The 19,854-nt window shown below is 73.2% G+C and carries 18 protein-coding genes; 7 read left to right on the top strand and 11 right to left on the bottom strand.

The annotated features are described in order from the left end of the window. Positions 1–6: 6 nt before the first annotated feature. Together ACZ6KF_RS09480 and ACZ6KF_RS09475 are read right to left on the bottom strand one after the other, a co-directional pair. Positions 7–747 carry an MBL fold metallo-hydrolase gene (locus ACZ6KF_RS09480; protein ID WP_469160038.1) on the bottom strand — a complete coding sequence of 247 codons (741 nt, stop codon included), beginning with the start codon at positions 745–747 and terminating at the stop codon, positions 7–9. Positions 748–840: 93 nt separating this feature from the next. Next, entirely contained in the window at positions 841–1,467 is a 627-nt protein-coding gene (locus ACZ6KF_RS09475; protein WP_356633451.1) for an alpha-ketoglutarate-dependent dioxygenase AlkB, read from the bottom strand. Between the two features lie 170 nt (positions 1,468–1,637). On the opposite strand from ACZ6KF_RS09475, the gene ACZ6KF_RS09470 reads away from it, so the two are divergent. Further along, the gene (locus tag ACZ6KF_RS09470; RefSeq protein ID WP_469237914.1) at positions 1,638–2,270 is read left to right on the top strand and encodes a TetR/AcrR family transcriptional regulator; all 633 of its coding nucleotides are present in this window, start codon (positions 1,638–1,640) and stop codon (positions 2,268–2,270) included. Positions 2,271–2,287: 17 nt separating this feature from the next. Continuing rightward, positions 2,288–3,961, top strand: coding sequence for an FAD-binding dehydrogenase (locus ACZ6KF_RS09465; RefSeq protein ID WP_469238147.1), 1,674 nt, complete (start codon positions 2,288–2,290; stop codon positions 3,959–3,961). A gap of 25 nt (positions 3,962–3,986) precedes the next feature. On the opposite strand, the gene ACZ6KF_RS09460 is transcribed toward ACZ6KF_RS09465, so the two are convergent. Further along, complete coding sequence (locus ACZ6KF_RS09460) at positions 3,987–4,337, bottom strand: DUF488 domain-containing protein (protein WP_356633455.1); 351 nt, start codon at positions 4,335–4,337, stop codon at positions 3,987–3,989. 106 nt (positions 4,338–4,443) lie between these two features. Here ACZ6KF_RS09460 and ACZ6KF_RS09455 point away from each other — a divergent pair, with 106 nt between their 5' ends. After that, the gene (locus ACZ6KF_RS09455; protein ID WP_469160040.1) at positions 4,444–5,193 is read left to right on the top strand and encodes a hypothetical protein; all 750 of its coding nucleotides are present in this window, start codon (positions 4,444–4,446) and stop codon (positions 5,191–5,193) included. 73 nt (positions 5,194–5,266) lie between these two features. Then, entirely contained in the window at positions 5,267–5,716 is a 450-nt protein-coding gene (locus tag ACZ6KF_RS09450) for a DUF6098 family protein (RefSeq protein ID WP_356633459.1), read from the top strand. A gap of 314 nt (positions 5,717–6,030) precedes the next feature. Here ACZ6KF_RS09450 and ACZ6KF_RS09445 read toward each other — a convergent pair whose 3' ends face one another. Beyond that, entirely contained in the window at positions 6,031–6,933 is a 903-nt protein-coding gene (locus tag ACZ6KF_RS09445) for a LysR family transcriptional regulator ArgP (RefSeq protein WP_356633461.1), read from the bottom strand. 88 nt (positions 6,934–7,021) lie between these two features. On the opposite strand from ACZ6KF_RS09445, the gene ACZ6KF_RS09440 reads away from it, so the two are divergent. Next, positions 7,022–7,636, top strand: a complete 615-nt coding sequence (locus tag ACZ6KF_RS09440; RefSeq protein ID WP_469237911.1) for a LysE/ArgO family amino acid transporter — start codon at positions 7,022–7,024, stop codon at positions 7,634–7,636. Positions 7,637–7,648: 12 nt separating this feature from the next. Here ACZ6KF_RS09440 and ACZ6KF_RS09435 read toward each other — a convergent pair whose 3' ends face one another. Together ACZ6KF_RS09435 and ACZ6KF_RS09430 are read right to left on the bottom strand one after the other, a co-directional pair. Beyond that, on the bottom strand, positions 7,649–8,107 hold the full coding sequence (locus ACZ6KF_RS09435) for a cyclic nucleotide-binding domain-containing protein (RefSeq protein ID WP_356633465.1): 459 nt from the start codon (positions 8,105–8,107) through the stop codon (positions 7,649–7,651). Positions 8,108–8,376: 269 nt separating this feature from the next. Beyond that, the gene (locus tag ACZ6KF_RS09430; protein ID WP_469160042.1) at positions 8,377–8,592 is read right to left on the bottom strand and encodes a hypothetical protein; all 216 of its coding nucleotides are present in this window, start codon (positions 8,590–8,592) and stop codon (positions 8,377–8,379) included. 186 nt (positions 8,593–8,778) lie between these two features. On the opposite strand from ACZ6KF_RS09430, the gene ACZ6KF_RS09425 reads away from it, so the two are divergent. Further along, positions 8,779–9,201 (top strand): ATP-binding protein, encoded by a 423-nt coding sequence (locus ACZ6KF_RS09425; RefSeq protein ID WP_469160043.1) that lies wholly within the window; start codon positions 8,779–8,781, stop codon positions 9,199–9,201. Between the two features lie 170 nt (positions 9,202–9,371). After that, entirely contained in the window at positions 9,372–10,211 is an 840-nt protein-coding gene (locus ACZ6KF_RS09420) for a SigB/SigF/SigG family RNA polymerase sigma factor (RefSeq protein ID WP_469179377.1), read from the top strand. A gap of 89 nt (positions 10,212–10,300) precedes the next feature. On the opposite strand, the gene ACZ6KF_RS09415 is transcribed toward ACZ6KF_RS09420, so the two are convergent. From ACZ6KF_RS09415 to ACZ6KF_RS09395, 5 genes are all read right to left on the bottom strand, one after another. Further along, entirely contained in the window at positions 10,301–11,668 is a 1,368-nt protein-coding gene (locus tag ACZ6KF_RS09415; RefSeq protein ID WP_469237909.1) for an NAD(P)/FAD-dependent oxidoreductase, read from the bottom strand. Positions 11,669–11,754: 86 nt separating this feature from the next. Continuing rightward, entirely contained in the window at positions 11,755–12,150 is a 396-nt protein-coding gene (locus ACZ6KF_RS09410; RefSeq protein WP_356637333.1) for an STAS domain-containing protein, read from the bottom strand. Between the two features lie 74 nt (positions 12,151–12,224). Continuing rightward, positions 12,225–13,112, bottom strand: a complete 888-nt coding sequence (locus ACZ6KF_RS09405; RefSeq protein WP_356637331.1) for an SDR family oxidoreductase — start codon at positions 13,110–13,112, stop codon at positions 12,225–12,227. Positions 13,113–13,210: 98 nt separating this feature from the next. Beyond that, positions 13,211–15,622, bottom strand: a complete 2,412-nt coding sequence (locus ACZ6KF_RS09400) for a SpoIIE family protein phosphatase (protein ID WP_469179381.1) — start codon at positions 15,620–15,622, stop codon at positions 13,211–13,213. Between the two features lie 58 nt (positions 15,623–15,680). Continuing rightward, positions 15,681–19,664 carry a HAMP domain-containing protein gene (locus ACZ6KF_RS09395; protein ID WP_469237907.1) on the bottom strand — a complete coding sequence of 1,328 codons (3,984 nt, stop codon included), beginning with the start codon at positions 19,662–19,664 and terminating at the stop codon, positions 15,681–15,683. Between the last annotated feature and the right edge of the window lie 190 nt (positions 19,665–19,854).

Genomic DNA, 19,854 nt, shown 5'->3' with positions numbered 1-19,854 from the left:
CGAACCTTAAACGGCTCGTTCGAACGCCCGGTGCGCCGCCTCCCGTACGGGGCCCCGGTGGACGGGGCCGTGGCCGGGCAGCAGGACGTCCGCGTCCAGGGCAGCGAGGGCCTCCAGCGAGGCCAGGGCGCGCTCGCGCCGGTGGTGGAACATGTCGGGCAGCAGCTGCGGGCCCTCGACGCGGGACGTGGGGTGACCGGTGACCAGGGCGTCGCCGGAGATCACGACCCCGGCCGCGGGGAGGTGGAAGGCGCTGTGGCCGAGGGTGTGGCCCGGGGTGTGCACGGGCACCGGGCGGCCCGGCAGGTCGAGCGGGCCGGCGGTGGGGAAGGGCCGGGGGTCGGCGACCGGGACGTGCGCGGTGCCGCCGGCGCGCAGCGCGCGCAGCGACCAGGGCAGCACACCCGGGCGCCAGCTGTTGCGCAGCACCCGGCCGACGGGCACCTGGTGCAGGAACTCCCGGCGCGCGTGCGGCACTTCGGCCTCGTGCAGGTGCACCGGCGTGCCGTGGGCGGCGCGCAGATACTCGGCCGAGCCCAGATGGTCGTTGTGCGCGTGCGTCACCAGCACCGCCGTCACCGCCTCCGGCGACCCGCCCACCGCCGCCAGGGACCGCAGGAGCAGCTGCCGGTCCCCGGGGTAGCCGGTGTCGACCAGGGTGATGGCGTCGCCCTCGGTGAGCAGGACCCAGTTGGTGTCGCTGCCGTGCACCAGGTGGACGCCGTCCGCGACCTGTCGCAGTTCCATGCGCACAGCAAAGCAGATCCGCCGGGCGTCACCGCGGTCCGTCGCAGTCACCGCGGTCCTGCGGGGCGTCGCCCACCGTCGATCCGCCGGGCGTCACCGCACGCCGTGCGGCCGGAACTGGATGCTGATGCGCGGTCCCGAGGCGCGTGCCGTCTTCGGCACGCAGTGTTCCCAGGTGCGCTGGCAGGAGCCGCCCATCACGATCAGGTCGCCGTGGCCCAGGGGCCGGCGCACCGTCGTGCCGCCGCCCACCGGGCGCAGCAGCAGATCGCGGGGCGCGCCGACGGAGACGATGGCGACCATGGTGTCCTCGCGGTTCCCCCGCCCGATGCGGTCCCCGTGCCAGGCCACGCTGTCCCGTCCGTCGCGGTAGTGGCACAGCCCAGCCGTCGTGAACGGCTCGCCCAGCTCGTCGGCGTAGTGCGCGCTCAGCGCCCGGCGCGCCTCTTCCAGGACCGGGTGGGGCAGCGGCTCCCCGTCGCCGTAGAACGCCAGCAGCCGGGGGACGTCGACCACGTGGTCGTACATCTTCCGGCGTTCGGCCCGCCACGGGACGTCGGACGCGAGCAGTTCGAACAGCTCGTCGGAGCCGCTCAGCCAGCCGGGCAGTACGTCGATCCACGCGCCGGCGCCCAGGCCGGTGCGGCGGACGCCGTCGAGGGGGCCGAGCGCCAGCCGGTCGGCCTGGTCGAACAGGGAGCCCTGGAGGTGCGTGCTCATGCCTCCACGGTACTCCTTGTTCGAATGTACGTTCTAGCCGGGCGGGGGACCGGACTCCCATCCCGCTCCGGCCGGTTCCCGGCAGGCTCGGCAGGGGAAATGCCGACGCCGGAGCCCTTTTCGATACACCGGTGCATCGGATACGTTCGCGTATCGAACGGAGGCGGCCCATGACAGCGCGGGACACGGCAGCGCCACGGGTCACCCGGCGCCGGGAGCGCACGCGGGCGCGGCTGCTCGACGCCGCGTTCACCGTGTTCGCGGCCAAGGGGTTCGGCCGGGTCTCCATAGAGGAGGTCTGCGAGGCCGCCGGGTACAGCCGCGGCGCCTTCTACTCCAACTTCGCCAGCCTGGACGAGCTGTTCTTCGCCCTGTACCGGCAGCGCGCCGACCTCATCGCCGGGCAGGTCTCGCAGGCGCTCGCACTGGACGACGGCCCCGACCTCGATGTGCCCGCCGCCGTCGACCGGGTCACCGGGGTGCTGCTGCTCGACCTGGACTGGCTGCTGGTCAAGACGGACTTCCTGGTGCACGCCGCGCGCGACCCGGACGTGGCACGGACCCTGCTGGAGCACCGGGCCGGGCTGCGCGACGCGATCACGCGGCGGCTCGCCCGCGCCCGGACCCGGCTGCCCGCCGCCCTGGGCGACGCCGAGGCCGCCGCCCACGCGGTGGTCGCCGCGTACGACGGAGTCACCGTCCAGCTGCTGCTGGACAGGGACGTCGAGCACGCCCGCGCCTGGCTGGGGCGGCTGCTCACCGCGCTGCTGACGTCCGGCGGCGCCGCCGGACAAGCCGTATGAGAAAGGGAACCCTCGCCATGGACGCGGACGTCATCGTCGTCGGAGCGGGCCTCGCGGGCCTGGTCGCCGCGCACGAACTCACCAGCCGGGGCCGCCGGGTCGCGCTCCTCGACCAGGAGAACGCCGCCAACCTCGGCGGCCAGGCCTTCTGGTCCTTCGGCGGGCTGTTCCTGGTCGGCTCGCCCGAACAGCGGCGGCTCGGCATCAAGGACTCCTTCGAACTGGCCTGGAGCGACTGGCAGGGCAGCGCCGGCTTCGACCGCCTGGACGACGAGGACTCCTGGGCGGTGCGCTGGGCCCGCGCCTACGTCGAGTTCGCCGCCGGGGAGAAGCGGTCCTGGCTCGACGGGCACGGCATCTCCTTCCTGCCCACCGTCGGCTGGGCCGAGCGCGGCGACCTGCGCGCGCACGGCCACGGCAACTCCGTGCCCCGCTTCCACGTCGCCTGGGGCACCGGCACCGGCGTGGTCGAGCCGTTCGTCCGGTACGCCCGCGAGGCCGCGCGCGACGGGTTGCTCGCGTTCCACCACCGCCACCGGGTCGACGAGCTGATCGTCGAGGGCGGCGCCGTCCGCGGGGTGCGCGGCACGCTGCTGGCCCCCGACGACTCGCCCCGCGGCGTCGCCTCCAACCGCGACCGCGCCGGCGACTTCGAACTCACCGCCGAGGCCGTGATCGTCACCAGCGGCGGCATCGGCGCCGACCGCGACCTGGTCCGCCGTCACTGGCCCGCCCGCCTGGGCACCCCGCCCGCCGAGATGGTCACCGGCGTCCCCGCCCACGTCGACGGGCGGATGCTCGGCATCAGCGAGCGGGCGGGCGCCCGGCTGGTCAACCGCGACCGCATGTGGCACTACACGGAGGGCCTGCGCAACTGGGACCCGATCTGGGCCGGCCACGGCATCCGCGTCCTCGCGGGCCCGTCCTCGATGTGGTTCGACGCCCTCGGCCGCCGGCTGCCCGAGCCCTGCCTGCCCGGCTACGACACCCTGGGCACGCTGCGACACCTGCGCACCGCCGAGGGCCTGGCCGGCCACGACCACTCCTGGTTCGTCCTCACCAGAAGGATCATCGAGAAGGAGTTCGTGCTGTCGGGCTCCGAGCAGAATCCCGACATCACGGCGAAGGACCGGGCCGGCTTCCTGCGTGAACGGCTCCTCGGCAAGGGCGCCCCCCGCCCCGTCGCCGACTTCCTCAACCACGGCGCCGACTTCGTCACCGCCCCCAACCTCGAACAACTCGTCGACCGGATGAACGAGCTGACGGACGAGCCGCTCCTCGACGCCGCCGCGCTCCGCCGCCAGATCGAGGCCCGCGACCTGCAGATCGCCAACCCCTACAGCAAGGACGCCCAGGTCCAGGGCATCCGCAACGCCCGCCGCTACCTCGGCGACCGCCTCGGCCGCGTCGCCACCCCGCACCGCATCCTCGACCCGGCGGCCGGCCCGCTCGTCGGCGTCAAGCTGCACGTGCTCACCCGCAAGACCCTCGGCGGCATCCAGACCGACCTCGACTCCCGGGCCCTCGGCGCCGACGGCAAACCGCTCGCCGGGCTCTACGCGGCCGGCGAGGTGGCCGGCTTCGGCGGAGGCGGCGTGCACGGCTACAACGCCCTGGAGGGCACCTTCCTCGGCGGCTGCCTCTTCTCCGGCCGGGCGGCGGGACGGGCCGCCGCCCGGCAGACCGGCTGACCCGGCGCCCGGCCCGCCGGCTGCGTCAGCTCTCCAGGAGGCGGGCCAGCACCGCGGCGTGACTGCGCCCGGGGTCCCTGACGGCGGTCAGCAGCGTCACCGTGCCCCGGCCGGCCAGGGCACGCGTCCGCTCCAGCGCCTCCGCCGCGCAGGGCGCGGCCAGCTCGGCCTCGTACCGCGCCCGGAACTCCTCGAACGTGCCCTCGCCCGCGTGGTACCAGCGGCGCAGTTCCGTCGACGGGGTGAGTGCCTTGGGCCACTCGTCCACCTTCGCCGCGTCCTTGGACACGCCGCGCGGCCAGAGCCGGTCGACGAGGACCCGGGCGCCGTCCCCGGGTTCGGGCGGTTCCTGTACGCGGCGCACTCGCACGGTCACGCTCGGGCCTTTCTCGAGGGGCGCGGTGCCGGCAGAGTACGCCGGGCGGGTGGAAGCGGGCCCGGAACCGGACGCGTTCCTCACCCGTGCCGGTCAATGTCATTCCATGACCACACGCACACCCAGGACCCTCCTGTCGGCGGCCGCCGTCCTCCTGCTCACCGCCTGCGGCGCCGGCGGGACCCCAGCGGCCCCGGCGCACGGGCCCGGCTCCACCCACGCCGAGGCGGTGACGGCCGGCGCGCCGACGCCCCGCCCGGCCACCCTTCCCCGCCAGGTTCCGGGCCTCGGCCCCAAGACGCTCGCGGAGGTCCCGCCCCGGTCCCGGCAGGTCGTCGTGGTGACGGGCCGGGGCCGGGACTCCTCGAAGTCCGAGGTCGTCGTCCACCGGCGCACCGCCACCGGCTGGAAGGCCGGCCGCAGCTGGCCCGCGCACAACGCGCTCAAGGGCTGGACCGACCACCACGTCCTCGGCGACCTGCGCTCGCCCGTCGGGGTCTTCACCCTCACGGACGCCGGCGGACTGCTGCCCGATCCGGGCACGAAGCTGCCCTACGACCGTTCGGCGGCGTTCACCGCGACCGGCTCCGGCTTCGAGGGCGAGCCGCTGGCCGGCTCCTTCGACTACGTGGTCGCCATCGACTACAACCGCGAGCCCGGCACCTCGCCCCTGGACCGCACCCGCCCGCTGGGGGAGGACCGCGGCGGCGGGGTGTGGTTCCACGTCGACCACGGCGGCCCCACCCAGGCCTGCGTCGGCCTGCGCAAGGAGCACATGCGGGAGCTGCTGCTGACCCTGGACCCCGACCTGCGCCCGGTCGTGGCCATGGGCGACGCCGGGTCGCTGGCCCGGTGAGGGGCGGACCGCCGATTCCGACCGCGAGGTTCGGGTACTCCGGTCGCCGGACGGCGAACAGGGAGGTCACCCCATGAGCGCATCGGACGACCTGCCGGTCGTGAGCACACTCGAGGAACTCGCCGGCCTCGTCGAGGAGCGGCGGGGCCTGTACGTGCGCTGGTCGCGCGGCCCGGCCACCGACCTGCGGTCGGTCTCCAGCATCGACGACCTGACCGGCGTGCCCATGACCGGTCTCTCGGCCAATCCGCTCGACGTCGAGGAGTGGTGGCAGGACCGGTCGGTGAAACTGTGGGTGGCCCGCCGCCTCTACGACTACGCCCACCTCCCGCACGAGAAGGGCCCCGGCGTCCGCCCCTGGGTCCTCCAGGCCCGCGAGAACGGCCGCGGCCCCGACAACGAGCCGCTGGTGACGGACGTCGGCCCGCTGCGCTGGATCGACCCCTCCGTGATCGAGGAGGCCCGCACGGAGGTGGAGAACCAGGAGAACGAGTGGGGGCCCCTGCGCAGGGGCGGCCGCTGACCGGGCTCGCTTCCACCGGGTGTCGGCGGACTGCTCCGGGCGCGCGGCGCGGGTGCGGAAGGTCCGGGGGACCGGCGTGGCGCATCACCCGTTCGCCGCGGCGGCCGGGAGGACGCGCCCGCCCACCGCGCGCCCGGAGGCTGCCGCCCCGGCTCGCCCCGACCGCCCGCCGCCTCGCGGGGCCCGCGGGCCGGGCAGGACACGGGCGGGGCGGGCCTCCGGGCGGCCGCGCGGGGTGTCGCCGTCCCGGGCGACAGCGTGGTTCGGCCGCCCCGCCCCGGCCGCCCGCCGCGCGGCACTGGGCCCGCCCTGCCTCACCGCCCCCGCAGCGACTCCGCCGCCGTCTCCGTCACCGCTCGGGACAGTGCCGCCAGGGCGGGGGAGTCGAGCCGCCACTGCTGCCAGTACAGCGGGACGTCCACCGGGCGATCGGGGGCCAGTTCGACCAGACGTCCCGACTCCAGCAGCGGGCGGGCCTGGGGCTCGGGGACCATGCCCCACCCGAGGCCCGCCACCACGGCCTCCGTGAAGTTCTCGGAGCCCGGGATGTGGTGCCGGAAAGGGCCGGCGCCGCCCGTGCCGCCCAGCAGGCCCCGCACGAACGCGTCCTGGAGGTCGTCCCGCCGGTCGAAGACCACCACCGGCGCGTCCGGGAGCGTCTCCCGCAGCGGGCCGTCCCGACACCGCTCGGCCACACCGGGCGCCGCCGCCGCGAGGTACCGCATCCTGCCCAGGGCCCGCACCGAGCAGCCCGCCACGGGCTCGGGCGACGAGGTCACCGCCGCCATGACGAGGCCCTCCCGCAGCAGTGCCGCCGTATGGGCCTCGTCCTCCCGGCGCAGTTCGAAACAGAGCCGCAGCTCGGCCGGGACCCGGGTGAGCGCGGGCAGGAACCAGGTGGCCAGAGAGTCGGCGTTCACCGCCACCGACACCCGCGTCGGCTCCCCGGCGGCGCTCATGCCCAGCTCGGCGCGCGCGTCCCGCTCCAGCCGCGCCAGCTGCCGGGCGAGCCGCACCACGACCTCGCCGGACTCGGTGGGCTGCACGGGCTTCGTCCGCCGTACCAGCACTCGGCCGGTCCGCCGCTCCAGCGCCTTCACCCGCTGGCTCACCGCCGAGGGCGTCAGATGCAGGGCGACCGCCGCCGCCTCGAACGTCCCTTCGTCCACGACGGCGAGCAGGGTCCGCACCTGGTCGAGGGGAAGCTCGGTCATCACACATCCTTCGCAACCGATGAAGAGCAGCTAATGATAGGTAAGAATCCTTAGCTGTACGTCCGGTGATCGGTTCCGTAGCGTCGAGGGCATGTCCACCGCACTGACCGCCGCGGCCGCCGGCTTCGGCACCGGCCTCTCGCTCATCGTCGCCATCGGCGCCCAGAACGCCTTCGTCCTGCGCCAGGGCGCCCGCCGCGAGGCGGTTCTGCCCGTCGTCGCCATCTGCGCCCTCTCCGACGCCGTCCTGATCGCACTCGGCGTGGCCGGCGTCGGCGCGGTGGTGGTGGCCTGGCCGGGCGCGCTGAGGGCGGTCGGCTGGATCGGCGGGGCCTTCCTGATCGGCTACGGACTGCTCGCCGCCCGCCGGGTCGCCAAACCGCAGGGCGCGCTGCGCACGGACGGCGAGGGGGCCGGGTCACGGCGGCGGGCGGTGCTCACCTGCCTCGCCATGACCTGGCTCAACCCGCACGTCTACCTGGACACGGTGTTCCTGGTGGGCTCCCTCGCCGCCGACCAGGGGCCGCTGCGCTGGACGTTCGGCATCGGGGCGGCGGTCGCCAGCCTCTGCTGGTTCGCCGCGCTCGGTTTCGGGGCCCGGCTGCTGGGCCGCTGGCTGACCCGTCCCGCCGCCTGGCGGGTGCTGGACGCTCTCGTCGCCGCGACCATGATCACGCTGGGCGTGACCCTTCTCGTGGGGAGCTGACCGGTCGGGCGGTCAGCGGGCGCCGCGCCGGTGCGCGGCGGCGTACTGCTCCAGCAACTGGCCGCGGGTCGTCTCCAGCCGGTGCGCGAGGATCTCGGCGACGAGCCGCACCAGGGTCAGGCCGAGACGCGGATCCTCCTCGCAGACCGCCAGCACGGGCCGCGCCTCGAACTCGTAGGCGCGCACGGGGCTGAAGGCCTCCGCGCCGAAGTCCCACTGGTGCGGCGGGAAGAGCCAGGACCAGCCCAGCAGGTCGCCCGCGCCCAGGCCGGCGACCGTCACCCGGTGCAGCGACGTCACCTGCTGGTAGAGCGAGACCGCCCCGGAGCGGATGACCCAGAAGCGGTCGGCGGCGCCGCCCGGTTCGAAGATCCGGGTGTCCTCCGGGAAGGACACCTCACGGCCCAGCTCCATCAGCCGCGCGCGCTGGGGCGGGGGCAGGGCGGTCAGCAGTTTCGTCGCTCTGGTCATGGCGCTGGGCTCCTCGCCGGCGATCGGGGTCCCGGTGCTGTTCCTATGCCCCATTTCAGCGGCTGCGGCCGTCCGGGGCACCTCGGCGGGGAGGAGGGGGGAAGAAAAGAGCCCTGGCTGGACGGGGGAAACCAGCCAGGGCAGTCGCCCGTGGTGCGGGAGGATCCGATGCTCGACTCCGTCACCACGTATGTATGAACGATAAACCATTCTCGGCGGTTCCTCGAACCCGAAAGCCGGTCAAGTGACCCGTTTCACGTTTCCCCGGGTCAATGGGTGTGTTTCCCCGGGTTCAGGATCTCGTCCAGCACCGTGAGCACCGCCTCGTAGGCCAGCCGCCGGGTTTCCGCCTCGCGCGCCGCTTCGGGATCGGTCGCTCGCAGGGTCTCGCCGCGTGTGCGCCAGGCGCGCTCCTGCGACGCCGCGCAGGCCCTGCCGCGCTGGATGCGCCGCATCAGTTCGTCCGAATCCACCACATCCGTCATGCGCTACACATACCCCCGACCCGCGCTTCGATGGGTGTGGGTCCGCGATTCCCCTCACATCTGCCCTGAATGCGGTCATACGGGCGATGAGTGGCCCCTGGCGGGTTTGCCCCGGCCGTCGGGGGTGAGCCGAAAAGTGACAGTGGCGCGGCCGGGCACCATCGACAGGCCAGGGGAGTTGACCAGGTGAGTACGCAGCACTGGACCGAACCCCGGGACGGCTGCCGGCCCGCCGACGTCCGCCGGGCGGTGCGGCACGCGGTGGCGGACCGTTGCCGGGCCGCCGGCATGGCGTGCGACGAGGCCGCCCTCGCCGACGCCCTGCTCGTCGCCTCCGAGCTGACCACCAACGCCATCCTGCACGGCGGCGGCGTCACCGAGGTCGACGTCGACGTCGTCGGGCAGGAGGTACGGCTCTCCGTCAGCGACCGCAGCGACCGGATGCCGCAGGTGCGGGCGCCGCTCGACGCACAGGGCAGGCGCACCCCCGGTGGCCGCGGCTGGCCCATCGTGTGCCGGCTCGCGCGCGAGGTCCGGGTGTCCGGGCTGCCCTCGGGCGGCAAGCGCATCACCGTCGAGGTCCCGCTCGCGGAAAACGTCCGCCGGTAGAGGAGTTTGTCCTTCCGGCCCCAGGGCATTCGCAGTTTCGTGCTTCGGACCGGAGGCGCGCCAGCGGGGAGCGGTGTGTGCTCCGGCGGCCTCCGGCCGATCCGGGCGACCCCCCTTCCCGCGGTTCATCCCTGAAGTCACTGAAAAAGACCGTTCAGGAGCGATTCCGCATGCTCATCGAGATGTCGACCAGCCGTCCTGGCACGACCGACCAGCCCCACACCGCCCCCCACCCCCGACGGCGCCACGACGACGCTCCCGACACCGCCGACCTCTTCGCGCGTCTCGAAACCCTCGACGACGGACCCGAACGGGACGCCGTCCGCGACGAACTCGTGGCGGCCTGGCTGCCCATGGCCCACCGGATCGCCGGCCGGTTCCGCGACCGCGGCGAGTCCCTGGAGGACCTGCGGCAGGTGGCCGCCCTCGGCCTGGTCAAGGCCGTCGACCGCTACGACCCCTCGCGCGGCGCCTTCGAGAGCTACGCGGTGCCCACCATCACCGGCGAGGTCAAGCGGCACTTCCGGGACCGCATGTGGGCCCTGCGGGTGCCGCGCCGGGTGCAGGAACTGCGCAACAAGGTCCGCGTCGCCCGCCGCGAACTCGTCCAGAGCCCGGGCTCTCCCGAGCCCACCAACGCCGACATCGCCGCGCACACCGGGCTGACCGAGGAGGAGGTCGCGGCCGGCGTGGAGGCGCTGGAGAGCTTCAGCACCCTGTCGCTGGACGCCGAACTGTCCACCGACGACGACGGATACAGCCTCGCGGACACGCTCGGCGCGCCGGACTCCTCGTACGACACCGTGGTCGACCGAGAGTCCGCCAAGGAGAGCCTGCGCAACCTGCCGGAACGCGAACGCGCCATCCTCTACATGCGGTTCTTCGAGGACATGACGCAAAGCCGTATCGCGGACCGGCTCGGCATCTCCCAGATGCACGTCTCCCGTCTCATCAGCCGCAGTTGCGCCCGTGTCCGGGACGAGGCGCTGGGCCGCCCGCGCCGCACGTAACGCCAAGGGGCGCGACGCACGACGCATGAGAAGGCCGGGCCCGCGGATGCGGGCCCGGCCTTCTCATGCGCTCGGGAGCGACGCGCCGCTCAGCGATCCGACCCCTCGACCCGCGCCCGCACCTGTTCCGGCGTCAGATAGGCGTCCGTGTACTCGAAGTCCCGGAGCTTGGCCGGCCGGCGCGCCTGGAAGCCGGTGCGCACGAAGTCGTCGCCGGCCACGGCGTTGAGCAGCCAGTTCGTCATGACCCGGGTCTTGGCGACGTTGGTGCGCAGCGCCGACCAGTGATAACCCCGGGCGACGGCCTGCGCGGGCAGCCCGCGCAGCTCGACGCCGAGCGGCTTGGACACCGCGTCCCGGCCGCCGAGGTCCACGACGAGACCGAGGTCCTTGTGGACGTACGGCCGCATCGGCCCGCCGCGCAGGGTGGCGATGACGTTGTCGGCGACGTGCCGGCCCTGGCGCATCGCGTGCTGCGCGGTGGGCGGGCACACCGCGCCGTCCTGCTCCTTGGCGAGGTCCGGCACCGCGGCGGCGTCGCCGAGCGCGAACACCCCGTCGTGGCCGGGCAGGTTCATCTCCGCGTTCACCGCGAGCCGCCCGCGCACCGTCTCCGCGCCCAGCGTGGCGATGAGCGGGCTGGCCACGACGCCGGCCGTCCAGATCAGGGTGCGTGTCGGCACCACCCGCCCGTCGGTGAAGGTGACCTCGTCCGGGCCCGCCTTGGCGATGGACACGCCGAGCGAGATCTCGACGCCCCGCCGGCGCAGGATCTCCTGCGCGCTGCGGCCGAGCTTGTCGCCCAGCTCCGGCATCAGCTTCGGCGCGATGTCGATCAGATGCCACTTGATCAGCCGCGGGTCCAGCCGCGGATAGCGCTTGACGGCGTTGTGCGTCAGACGCTGCAGACAGGCGGCCGTCTCGGTGCCGGCGTAGCCGCCGCCGACCACCACGAACTGCAGCCGGGACGCCCGCTCGGCGGGGTCCTGGCTGGCGTCGGCGAGGTCCAGCTGCGAGATGACGTGGTCGCGGATGTAGGCGGCCTCGGCCAGTGTCTTCATGCCGAAGGCGTGGTCGACGAGCCCCGGGATGTCGAACGTGCGCGTGACGCTCCCGGGGGCCAGGACGATGTAGTCGAAGGGCTCGTTGACGATCTCGTCCGTGATCGTGCGGATGACGCAGACCTTCGCCCGCAAGTCCACGCCGATGGCCCCGCCGGGGATGATCCGCGTGCGGTACCTGCTGCTGCGGCGCAGCGACAGGGCGATCGACTGCGGCGTCAGCACGCCGGAGGCCACCTGGGGCAGCAGCGGCAGGTAGAGCTGGTAGGAGAACGGCGTCACCAGGGTGAGGTCCGCCTCGCCGGCGGAGAGGCGGCGCTCCAGACGCCGTACGCACCCCACTCCCGCGAAACCCGCGCCCACCACCAGGATCCTGGGTCGTGTCACGATGTCCATCCCTTCCGCGGTTCCGGGCGGCCCGCCGAGCGCTCAGCACCAGCATGCACGGGTTCGGCCGGAATCGCGCCGTATGAGCCCGGAGCTCAGGCCTCCTGGGTGGCGGGCGGTTCCGCCGCCGTCCGGTCGATCAGCTCCAGCGCCTCCTCGAGGCTCCCGCACACCGGCACCGTGATGCTGACGCCCGTCAGGTCCAGCACCCGCCGTACGGCCGGGGTGGGGGTCAGGACCTGGACGGTGCCGCCGGTGCGGCGGGCCTCCTGGTAGATCCGCAGGATGATGTTCATGCCGGACGAGTCCATGAACGGGACCGCCGAGAGGTCCAGCACGAAGTGATGGCGTCCGTGGTGCAGCTGATTGGCCAGATGATGCCGGAACTCGGTCGCGGTGTCGTGGTCGAGATAGCCGTCGACAGCGACCAGGACGACGTCCTCGCGCGGCAGCGTCACGTCCACGGACAGCGGGTTCTGGGCAGTGGGCATGTCGGTGTCCCCTCCTGATGTGCTGACAGGCCCGCCGGATACCCCGGCGGGCCGATTTGATGCGTGCGCTCCGGTCACGGCAGCGGGGTGCCGCCGGTGGCGTTGAGGATCTCCGCCGTGATGTAGCTCGCCCGCTGGGAGGCGAGGAAGACGTACGCCGGGGCCATCTCGGCGGGCTGGGCGGGCCGGCCGAGCGGGGACTGCTTGCCGAAGTCGCGGGTGTCCGGCATCGTCGCCGGGATCAGCGGCGTCCACACCGGGCCCGGCGCGACCGCGTTGACCCGGATGCCGTCCTCGGCGACCATCTGCGCCAGTCCTTGCGTGAACGTGACGATGGCGCCCTTGGTCATGGCGTAGTCGAGCAGATGAGGGCTCGGCTTGTACGCCTGCACCGAGGTGCTGTTGATGATCGAGCCGCCGGCCGGCATGTGCGGCAGCGCCGCCTTGCACAGCCAGAACATGCCGTACAGATTGGTCCGCACCACCCGGTCGAACTGCTCGGTCGAGATGGCCCCGATGCCGTCCGGCTGGGACATCTGGTAGGCCGCGTTGTTCACCAGGACGTCGATGCCGCCCAGTTCAGCGACGGCACGGTCGACGAGATCGAGGCACTGCCGCTCCTCCCGCACGTCGCAGACGACGGGCACCGCCTTGCGGCCCGCCTCCTCCACCAGCCGGACGGTCTCGGCGGCGTCCTTCTCCTCCTCGGGCAGATGGGTGAACACGACATCCGCGCCCTCCCGTGCGAAGGCGATCGCCACCGCGCGGCCGATGCCCGAGTCCCCGCCGGTGATCACCGTTCGCCGGTCGGTGAGCAGCCCGCTGCCCCGGTAGGACTCCTCTCCGTGGTCCGGCGGCGGGTCCATCGGCCCGGTCCATCCGGGGTGCGGCTGGTCCTGCGAGGGGAACTCCGGCCGCGCGTGCTGCCGGGTGGGGTCCTGCTGCCCTCGGGCGTCGGTCATCGTGCAACCTCCTGGGGGAAAGGGATCGCCCTCGTCACGTCGGCCGGATCCGGCCGTGATCCAAGTGCCCTCTCCCCAGAAAGACACACGTGACGGAGCTACGCGACCCGGAGCCCGACCACGCAGGTGTCGTCGTCCGTGTCCGACCTGCTGTACGTGAGCAGCCGGTCCAGCTGCTGGTCCAGCGCCGTCGGCGCCGCCGTGCGGGCGGTCGTCAGCAGCTGGGTCAGCGACTCCTCCACCGACAGGTCCCGGCGCTCGATCAGACCGTCCGTGTACATCAGCAGGGTGTCGTCGACGGCGAGCTGGATCTCCTCCTCGTCGTACGGGGTCTCCGGCACGGCGCCCAGCAGCAGGCCCTTCACCAGCGGCAGCGGCGCGGCCTCCGTGCCGCGCACCAGCACCGGCGGCAGATGACCGGCCCGCGCCCAGCGCAGGGTCCGCCGCTCGGGGTCGTACAGCGCGCACACCGCCGTGGCCGTGACCGCGCCGGTCAGATGGTGCGCCACCAGGTTCAGCCAGGACAGCAGCTGCCCCGGACCCGCCCCGGTCACGGCGAGGCCGCGCAGCGCGTTGCGCAGCACCACCATGCTGGTGGCCGCCTCTATGCCGTGCCCCGCCACGTCGCCCACGCACAGCAGGATCAGCCCGGACGGCAGCACGACCGTGTCGTACCAGTCGCCGCCCACCAGGTTCTCCGTCTCCGCCGGCCGGTAGCGCACCGCCACCTCCAGGCCGGGGATGCGCAGCGGCCCCTGGGCGGGCGGCATGATCGCGTGCTGGAGCTGCAGGGCCAGCCGGCTGTGCTCGCTGGCCTCCTGCTCGCTGTGCGCGAGCCGGTCGCGGGTGGCGGCGAGCGCGACCTCCGTCCAGTGCTGGGCGGAGATGTCCTGGTAGGCGCCGCGCACCACGAACAGCCGGCCGTCGGTGTCCAGGACCGGTTCGGCGACCAGCCTGATGTGCCGGGTGATCCCGTCCGGCCGCTGCAGCCGGAACGCCACCGACGCCGGACGCCGGTGGTGGAGCACCGTGCGCAGGAAGCGGCGCAGGCCCGTCGAGTCGTCCGGGTGGGCGTGCGCGGGCAGTTCCTCCAGCGGCACCGGCGTGCTGGACTGCGGGCGCCCGTACAGGTCGAACAGCTGGCCGTTCCAGGTGATCTCGCCGGTGAGCAGGTTCTCCTCGAAGCCGCCGATCCGGCCGAGCCGCTGGGCGTGCTGGAGCAGCGCCGCCAGCCGCGCCGTCTCGTCCTCGATCCGCCAGATCAGCAGCACGCTGCTGCCGTGCCGGCTGATGCTGATGTCGGCGACCGCCGCCAGCCGCACCTGGTCGACCAGCGCCGTCAGGTTCATCCGGTGCGCCCGGTACGGCTCGCCCGTGGCGTAGACCCGCTCGATGCGCTGGAACAGCTCGCTCTCCCCGACGGCCATCGGGTAGGTCTCCAGCAGCAGCGCGCCGCTGATCACGGCGCGGGGACGGCCCGCCGGGTCCAGGAAGCGACTGTTGACGTGCTGGATGCGGAAGTCGGCGAGCCGGCCCTCCTCGTCCAGGTGCGGCACCAGCACCAGGGCGGGGTCGTGCAGCCCGTCCGCCAGGTCCATCAGCTCCAGGGCGTCCGGCAGGGGGCGTGGCTCGGCTCCGGCGCCCTCGCGGTCGCCGGACGTCTCCAGGGTGTGCGCGCACAGCTCCGCCAGGGCCTCCACCTGCCGCACGACCTGCGGCGGCTGCGGCTCCAGCACGCCCGGCCAGGCGATCTCCAGGACACCGTGCACCCTTCCCGCGACACCGGCCGGCAGGGCGACCCGGCCGCCGCCGGGATACTGCCGGCGGCCCAGCGTCGGCAGCGGGGTCTCCGACAGCGACCCGATCCACAGCCCCGTCCGGTCCATCAGGCCCCGGCGCGCCACGGTCGCCACGTCGGGCGGCACATACCGCCAGCGCGCCGCCTCGGCGGAGGAGAAGCCCGCGCTGCCCGCCAGGGTGAGCGAGCCGTCCGAACCGGCCGCCCAGATGGCGACGGCGACCGCGCCGAGCGGCTGCAGCGCGTGCTGGAGCAGCGAGTCGGCGACGGCCTGGGTGTCGTCCGCGGCCAGCGCGCGGCTCTCCGCGGTCCGCAGCCGCAGCCGTACGGCCGTCGTCTCGTCCCGCGCCTCCCGCGCCTCCCGCGCCTGCCGGGCCTCGGCGCCGGCGGCGTGGGCGAGGAACACCTCCGTCACCTCGGAGACCCGGTCGCGGGCGGCCTTGCCGATGACCTCGACCGCCAGCTCCAGCGGCGTCTGCCCGGCCTGCTCGGCCAGCTCGTCGAGCTGCCGGGCCGCCTGCGCGGGACCGCAGCCCAGGCGCTCGACCAGGATGCCCTTGGCGAGCTCGATCAGCGCCCGGCCCTCGGCCTCCGCGTGGGCGGCGTGCACCTCGCGGCGCAGTCGCGCGACGGTGGCGGCGAGCCGGCCCACCGGGGTCGTCTCGGCCGCCTCCGGCTCGCTCGGCGTTTCGGGGAAGGTCACGGTGCGCATGCTCCTCGGCTCAAGAGCCCTCGGAAGGGGTGCGGGGGACGTCCGGACTGCCCGGCGGTCATGCGGGCAGCCACCGTCGCACGCAGGCGATCAGGTCCTGGGTGTCCACCGGCTTGGTGACGTAATCACTGGCGCCGGACGCGAGGGACTTCTCCCGGTCGCCCGGCATCGCCTTGGCGGTCACCGCGATGATCGGCAGATCCGCGTACTCGGGCATGCGGCGGATCTCGGCCGTGGCCGCGTAGCCGTCCATCTCCGGCATCATCACGTCCATCAGGACCAGCGCCACGTTCGGGTTGGCGCGCAGCGTCTCGATGCCCTTGCGGCCGTCCTCGGCGTGCAGCACCCGGAAGCCGTGCAGCTCCAGGATGCCGCTGAGGGCGAACAGGTTGCGGGCGTCGTCGTCCACGACGAGCACGGTGCGGCCCCGGTCGGCGCCGTCGGAGGGCTGCGCCGGAATCTGCGTCTCCTCCGGGCGGACCAGCGGCAGCACGTCACCGGGCTCCTCGGCCGACAGGTGCAGCACGATGCGCTCGCGCAGCTCGTCCAGGCTGGAGACGAACTCCAGCGCCCGGCCCTCGGCGCGAGCCCGCAGCGCCTCCTCCTGGACGGGGTTGGTGCGGTGCCCGGTGTGCACCAGCACGGGCAGGCTCGCCAGCGCCGCGTCGCCGCTGAGCGCCTCCAGGAAGCGGTGCGCCTCCTCGCCGGGCATGCCCAGCTCCAGTACCACGCAGTGGCACGGCGAGGAGGCCAGCGCCCCGGCGGCCTCCTGCGCGCCGACGGCGGTGAGCACCTCGACGGACGGGTGGGCGGCGCCGTCCTGCACGTCCGCGACCACGCTCTCGGCGACCAGCGTCAGCAGTCCGCGCGGTCTCTCCTCCACGACCAGCAGTCGGCGCGGGCGGCCGTCGAACGGGTCCGCGCCGCCCCGCTTCAGGGCGGGCACGACGGCGGAGGCCGACAGCTCGGCGGGCTCGGGGTCGGACCACTGGCCGGTGCCGGGCAGGACCTCGAAGTCGGGCCGGCTCACCGGCAGGAACAGCGTGAAGGTGCTGCCCTGGCCGGGCGCGCTGTCGACGGTGACCGCGCCGCCGAGCAGCTGGGCGATCTCCCGGGTGATGGACAGGCCGAGCCCGGTGCCGCCGTACTTGCGGCTGGTGGTGCCGTCCGCCTGCTGGAAGGCGCCGAAGATCGAGTCCAGATGCTGCTCCGGGATGCCGATGCCGGTGTCCTTGACCCGGAACGCCACGACCGGGCCGCCCCGGGCGACGCCCGCGGGGACCTCCTCGTCGGAGGTGGGCGCGATGTGCAGCTCCACGCCGCCCTGCTCGGTGAACTTCACCGCGTTGGACAGCAGGTTGCGCAGGATCTGCCGCAGCCGGGAGTCGTCGGTGAGCAGGTCGGCCGGCGCGCCGGGCGCGGTCGTCACCGTGAAGTCGAGGCTCTTCTGCGTCGTCAGCGGCCGGAACGTGGCCTCGACGTACTCGATGAGCTGGCGCAGCGACACGACCTCCGGCGAGACGTCCATCTTCCCGGCCTCGACCTTGGACAGGTCGAGGATGTCGTTGATCAGCTGGAGCAGGTCCGAGCCCGCCGAGTGGATGATCTGCGCGTACTCGACCTGCTTGGGGGTGAGGTTGCGGGAGGGGTTCTGGGCCAGCAGCTGGGCCAGGATCAGCAGGCTGTTGAGCGGGGTGCGCAGCTCGTGGCTCATGTTCGCCAGGAACTCCGACTTGTACTTCGACGCCAGCGACAGCTGCTGGGCGCGGGCCTCCAGCTCCTGGCGGGCCTGCTCGATCTGGAGGTTCTTCGCCTCGATGTCGCGGTTGCGGTCGGCGAGCAGCGACGCCTTCTCCTCCAGCTCCGCGTTGGAGCGCCGCAGCTCCTCCTGCTGGGACTGCAGCTCCGCCGACCGGGCCTGCAGCTCGGCCGTCAGCCGCTGCGACTCGCCGAGCAGCTCGTCGGTGCGGGCGTTGGCCACGATCGTGTTGACGTTGACGCCGATGGTCTCCATCAGCAGTTCCAGGAAGTCCTGGTGGACCTGGGCGAACGGGGTGACGGACGCCAGCTCGATGACGCCCAGCACCTGTCCCTCGGACACGATGGGCAGCAGAAGCAGCGCGGTGGGCTCCACCTGGCCGAGGCCCGAGGAGATCGTCACATAGCCGGGCGGCAGCTCGTCCACGGCGATGGTGCGGCGGCTGCGGGCCGCCTGGCCGACCAGCGACCGGCCGAACGGGAACCGGGTGGGCCGGGAGTCGTCGTCCGGGCGGCCGTAGGAACCGACCAGCCGCAGCTCCTGGCCCTCCTCGCCCTCGTCGGCCAGGTAGAACGCGCCGTACTGCGCGGACACCAGCGGCACCAGCTCGTCCATGATCAGCTCGGCGACGACGGGCAGGTCCCGCTGGCCCTGCATGAGCCCGGAGATGCGCGCCAGGTTGGTCTTGAGCCAGTCCTGCTCCTGGTTGGCGCGGGTGGTCTCGCGCAGCGACTCCACCATGGAGTTGATGTTGTCCTTGAGCTCGGCGACCTCGCCGGACGCCTCCACGTTGATGGAACGCGTCAGGTCGCCCTCGGCGACGGCGCTGGTGACCTCGGCGATCGCGCGCACCTGCCGGGTCAGGTTGCCCGCCAGCTCGTTGACGTTCTCGGTGAGCCGCTTCCAGGTGCCGGAGACGCCCTCCACCTCGGCCTGGCCGCCGAGCCGGCCCTCGGTGCCGACCTCGCGGGCGACGCGGGTGACCTCGTCGGCGAAGGCGGAGAGCTGGTCGACCATCGTGTTGATGGTCGTCTTCAGCTCCAGGATCTCGCCGCGGGCGTCCACGTCGATCTTCTTCGACAGGTCGCCCTTGGCCACCGCCGTCGTCACCAGTGCGATGTTCCGCACCTGGCCGGTGAGGTTGTTGGCCATGGAGTTGACGTTGTCGGTGAGGTCCTTCCAGGTGCCCGCCACGTTCGGCACGTGCGCCTGGCCGCCGAGGCGGCCCTCGGTGCCGACCTCGCGGGCGACGCGGGTGACCTCGTCGGCGAACGCGGACAGCGTGTCGACCATCGTGTTGATGACGTCCGCGAGCGCCGCGACCTCGCCCTTGGCCTCGACCGTGATCTTCTGCGACAGGTCGCCGCGGGCCACCGCGGTCGCCACCTGCGCGATGGAGCGCACCTGGCTGGTCAGGTTGGACGCCATGACGTTGACGTTGTCGGTGAGGTCCTTCCAGGTGCCCGACACGCCCCGCACGGTGGCCTGCCCGCCGAGGTTGCCGGCCGTGCCGACCTCGCGGGCGACGCGGGTGACCTCGTCGGCGAAGGCGGAGAGCTGGTCGACCATCGTGTTGATGGTGTTCTTGAGTTCGAGGATCTCGCCGCGGGCGTCGACGGTGATCTTCTGGGAGAGGTCGCCCTTGGCCACGGCCGTGGCGACCTGGGCGACGTTGCGGACCTGCGCGGTCAGATTCCCCGCCATCAGGTTCACCGAGTCGGTCAGGTCCCGCCACACCCCGGCGACCCCGGGCACCTGCGCCTGACCCCCCAGGCGGCCCTCGCTGCCGACCTCGCGGGCGACGCGGGTGACCTCGTCGGCGAAGGCGGAGAGCTGGTCGACCATCGTGTTGACGGTCTCCTTCAGCTGAAGGATCTCCCCGCGCGCGGGTACGTCGATCTTCTGCGACAGGTCGCCCTTGGCCACCGCCGTCGCCACCTGGGCGATGTCGCGCACCTGCGTGGTCAGATTGCCCGCCATGGCGTTGACGGAGTCGGTGAGGTCGGCCCAGGTGCCCGAGACACCGGGCACCTCCGCCTGCCCGCCCAGCGTGCCCTCGGTGCCGACCTCGCGGGCCACCCGGGTGACCTCGGAGGTGAACACGGACAGCTGGTCGACCATGCCGTTGAAGACCGTGGCGATGTCGCCCATCAGCCCTTCGGCATCGTCCGGCAGCCGGGTGCCGAAGTCGCCGTCGCGTACCGCCGTCAGGCCGGCCAGCAGCAACCGGAGATTGTCGTCTCCGGGTACCGCGTCGACCACTCCGGAGGTGTTGCCTGTCATGTGCACCCTCGTTCCGCTCCCCAGGAGTCCCCGTGCGAAGGACTCGGAACCCCGCCGGGCCGTTGCCGACCCCTACCGTCGTGTCCGCATTTCCGCTGTTCACGGATGTGCGCGATGAGAAATACGCCGAAGGCTAACCCAGGTTCACGGGTCGGAACAAAGCCTCTCACGGAGACGGCCGGAACCAGAG

This window comes from Streptomyces sp. NPDC046379, from assembly GCF_055587785.1.
This window is presented reverse-complemented; position numbering and strand designations above follow the sequence as displayed.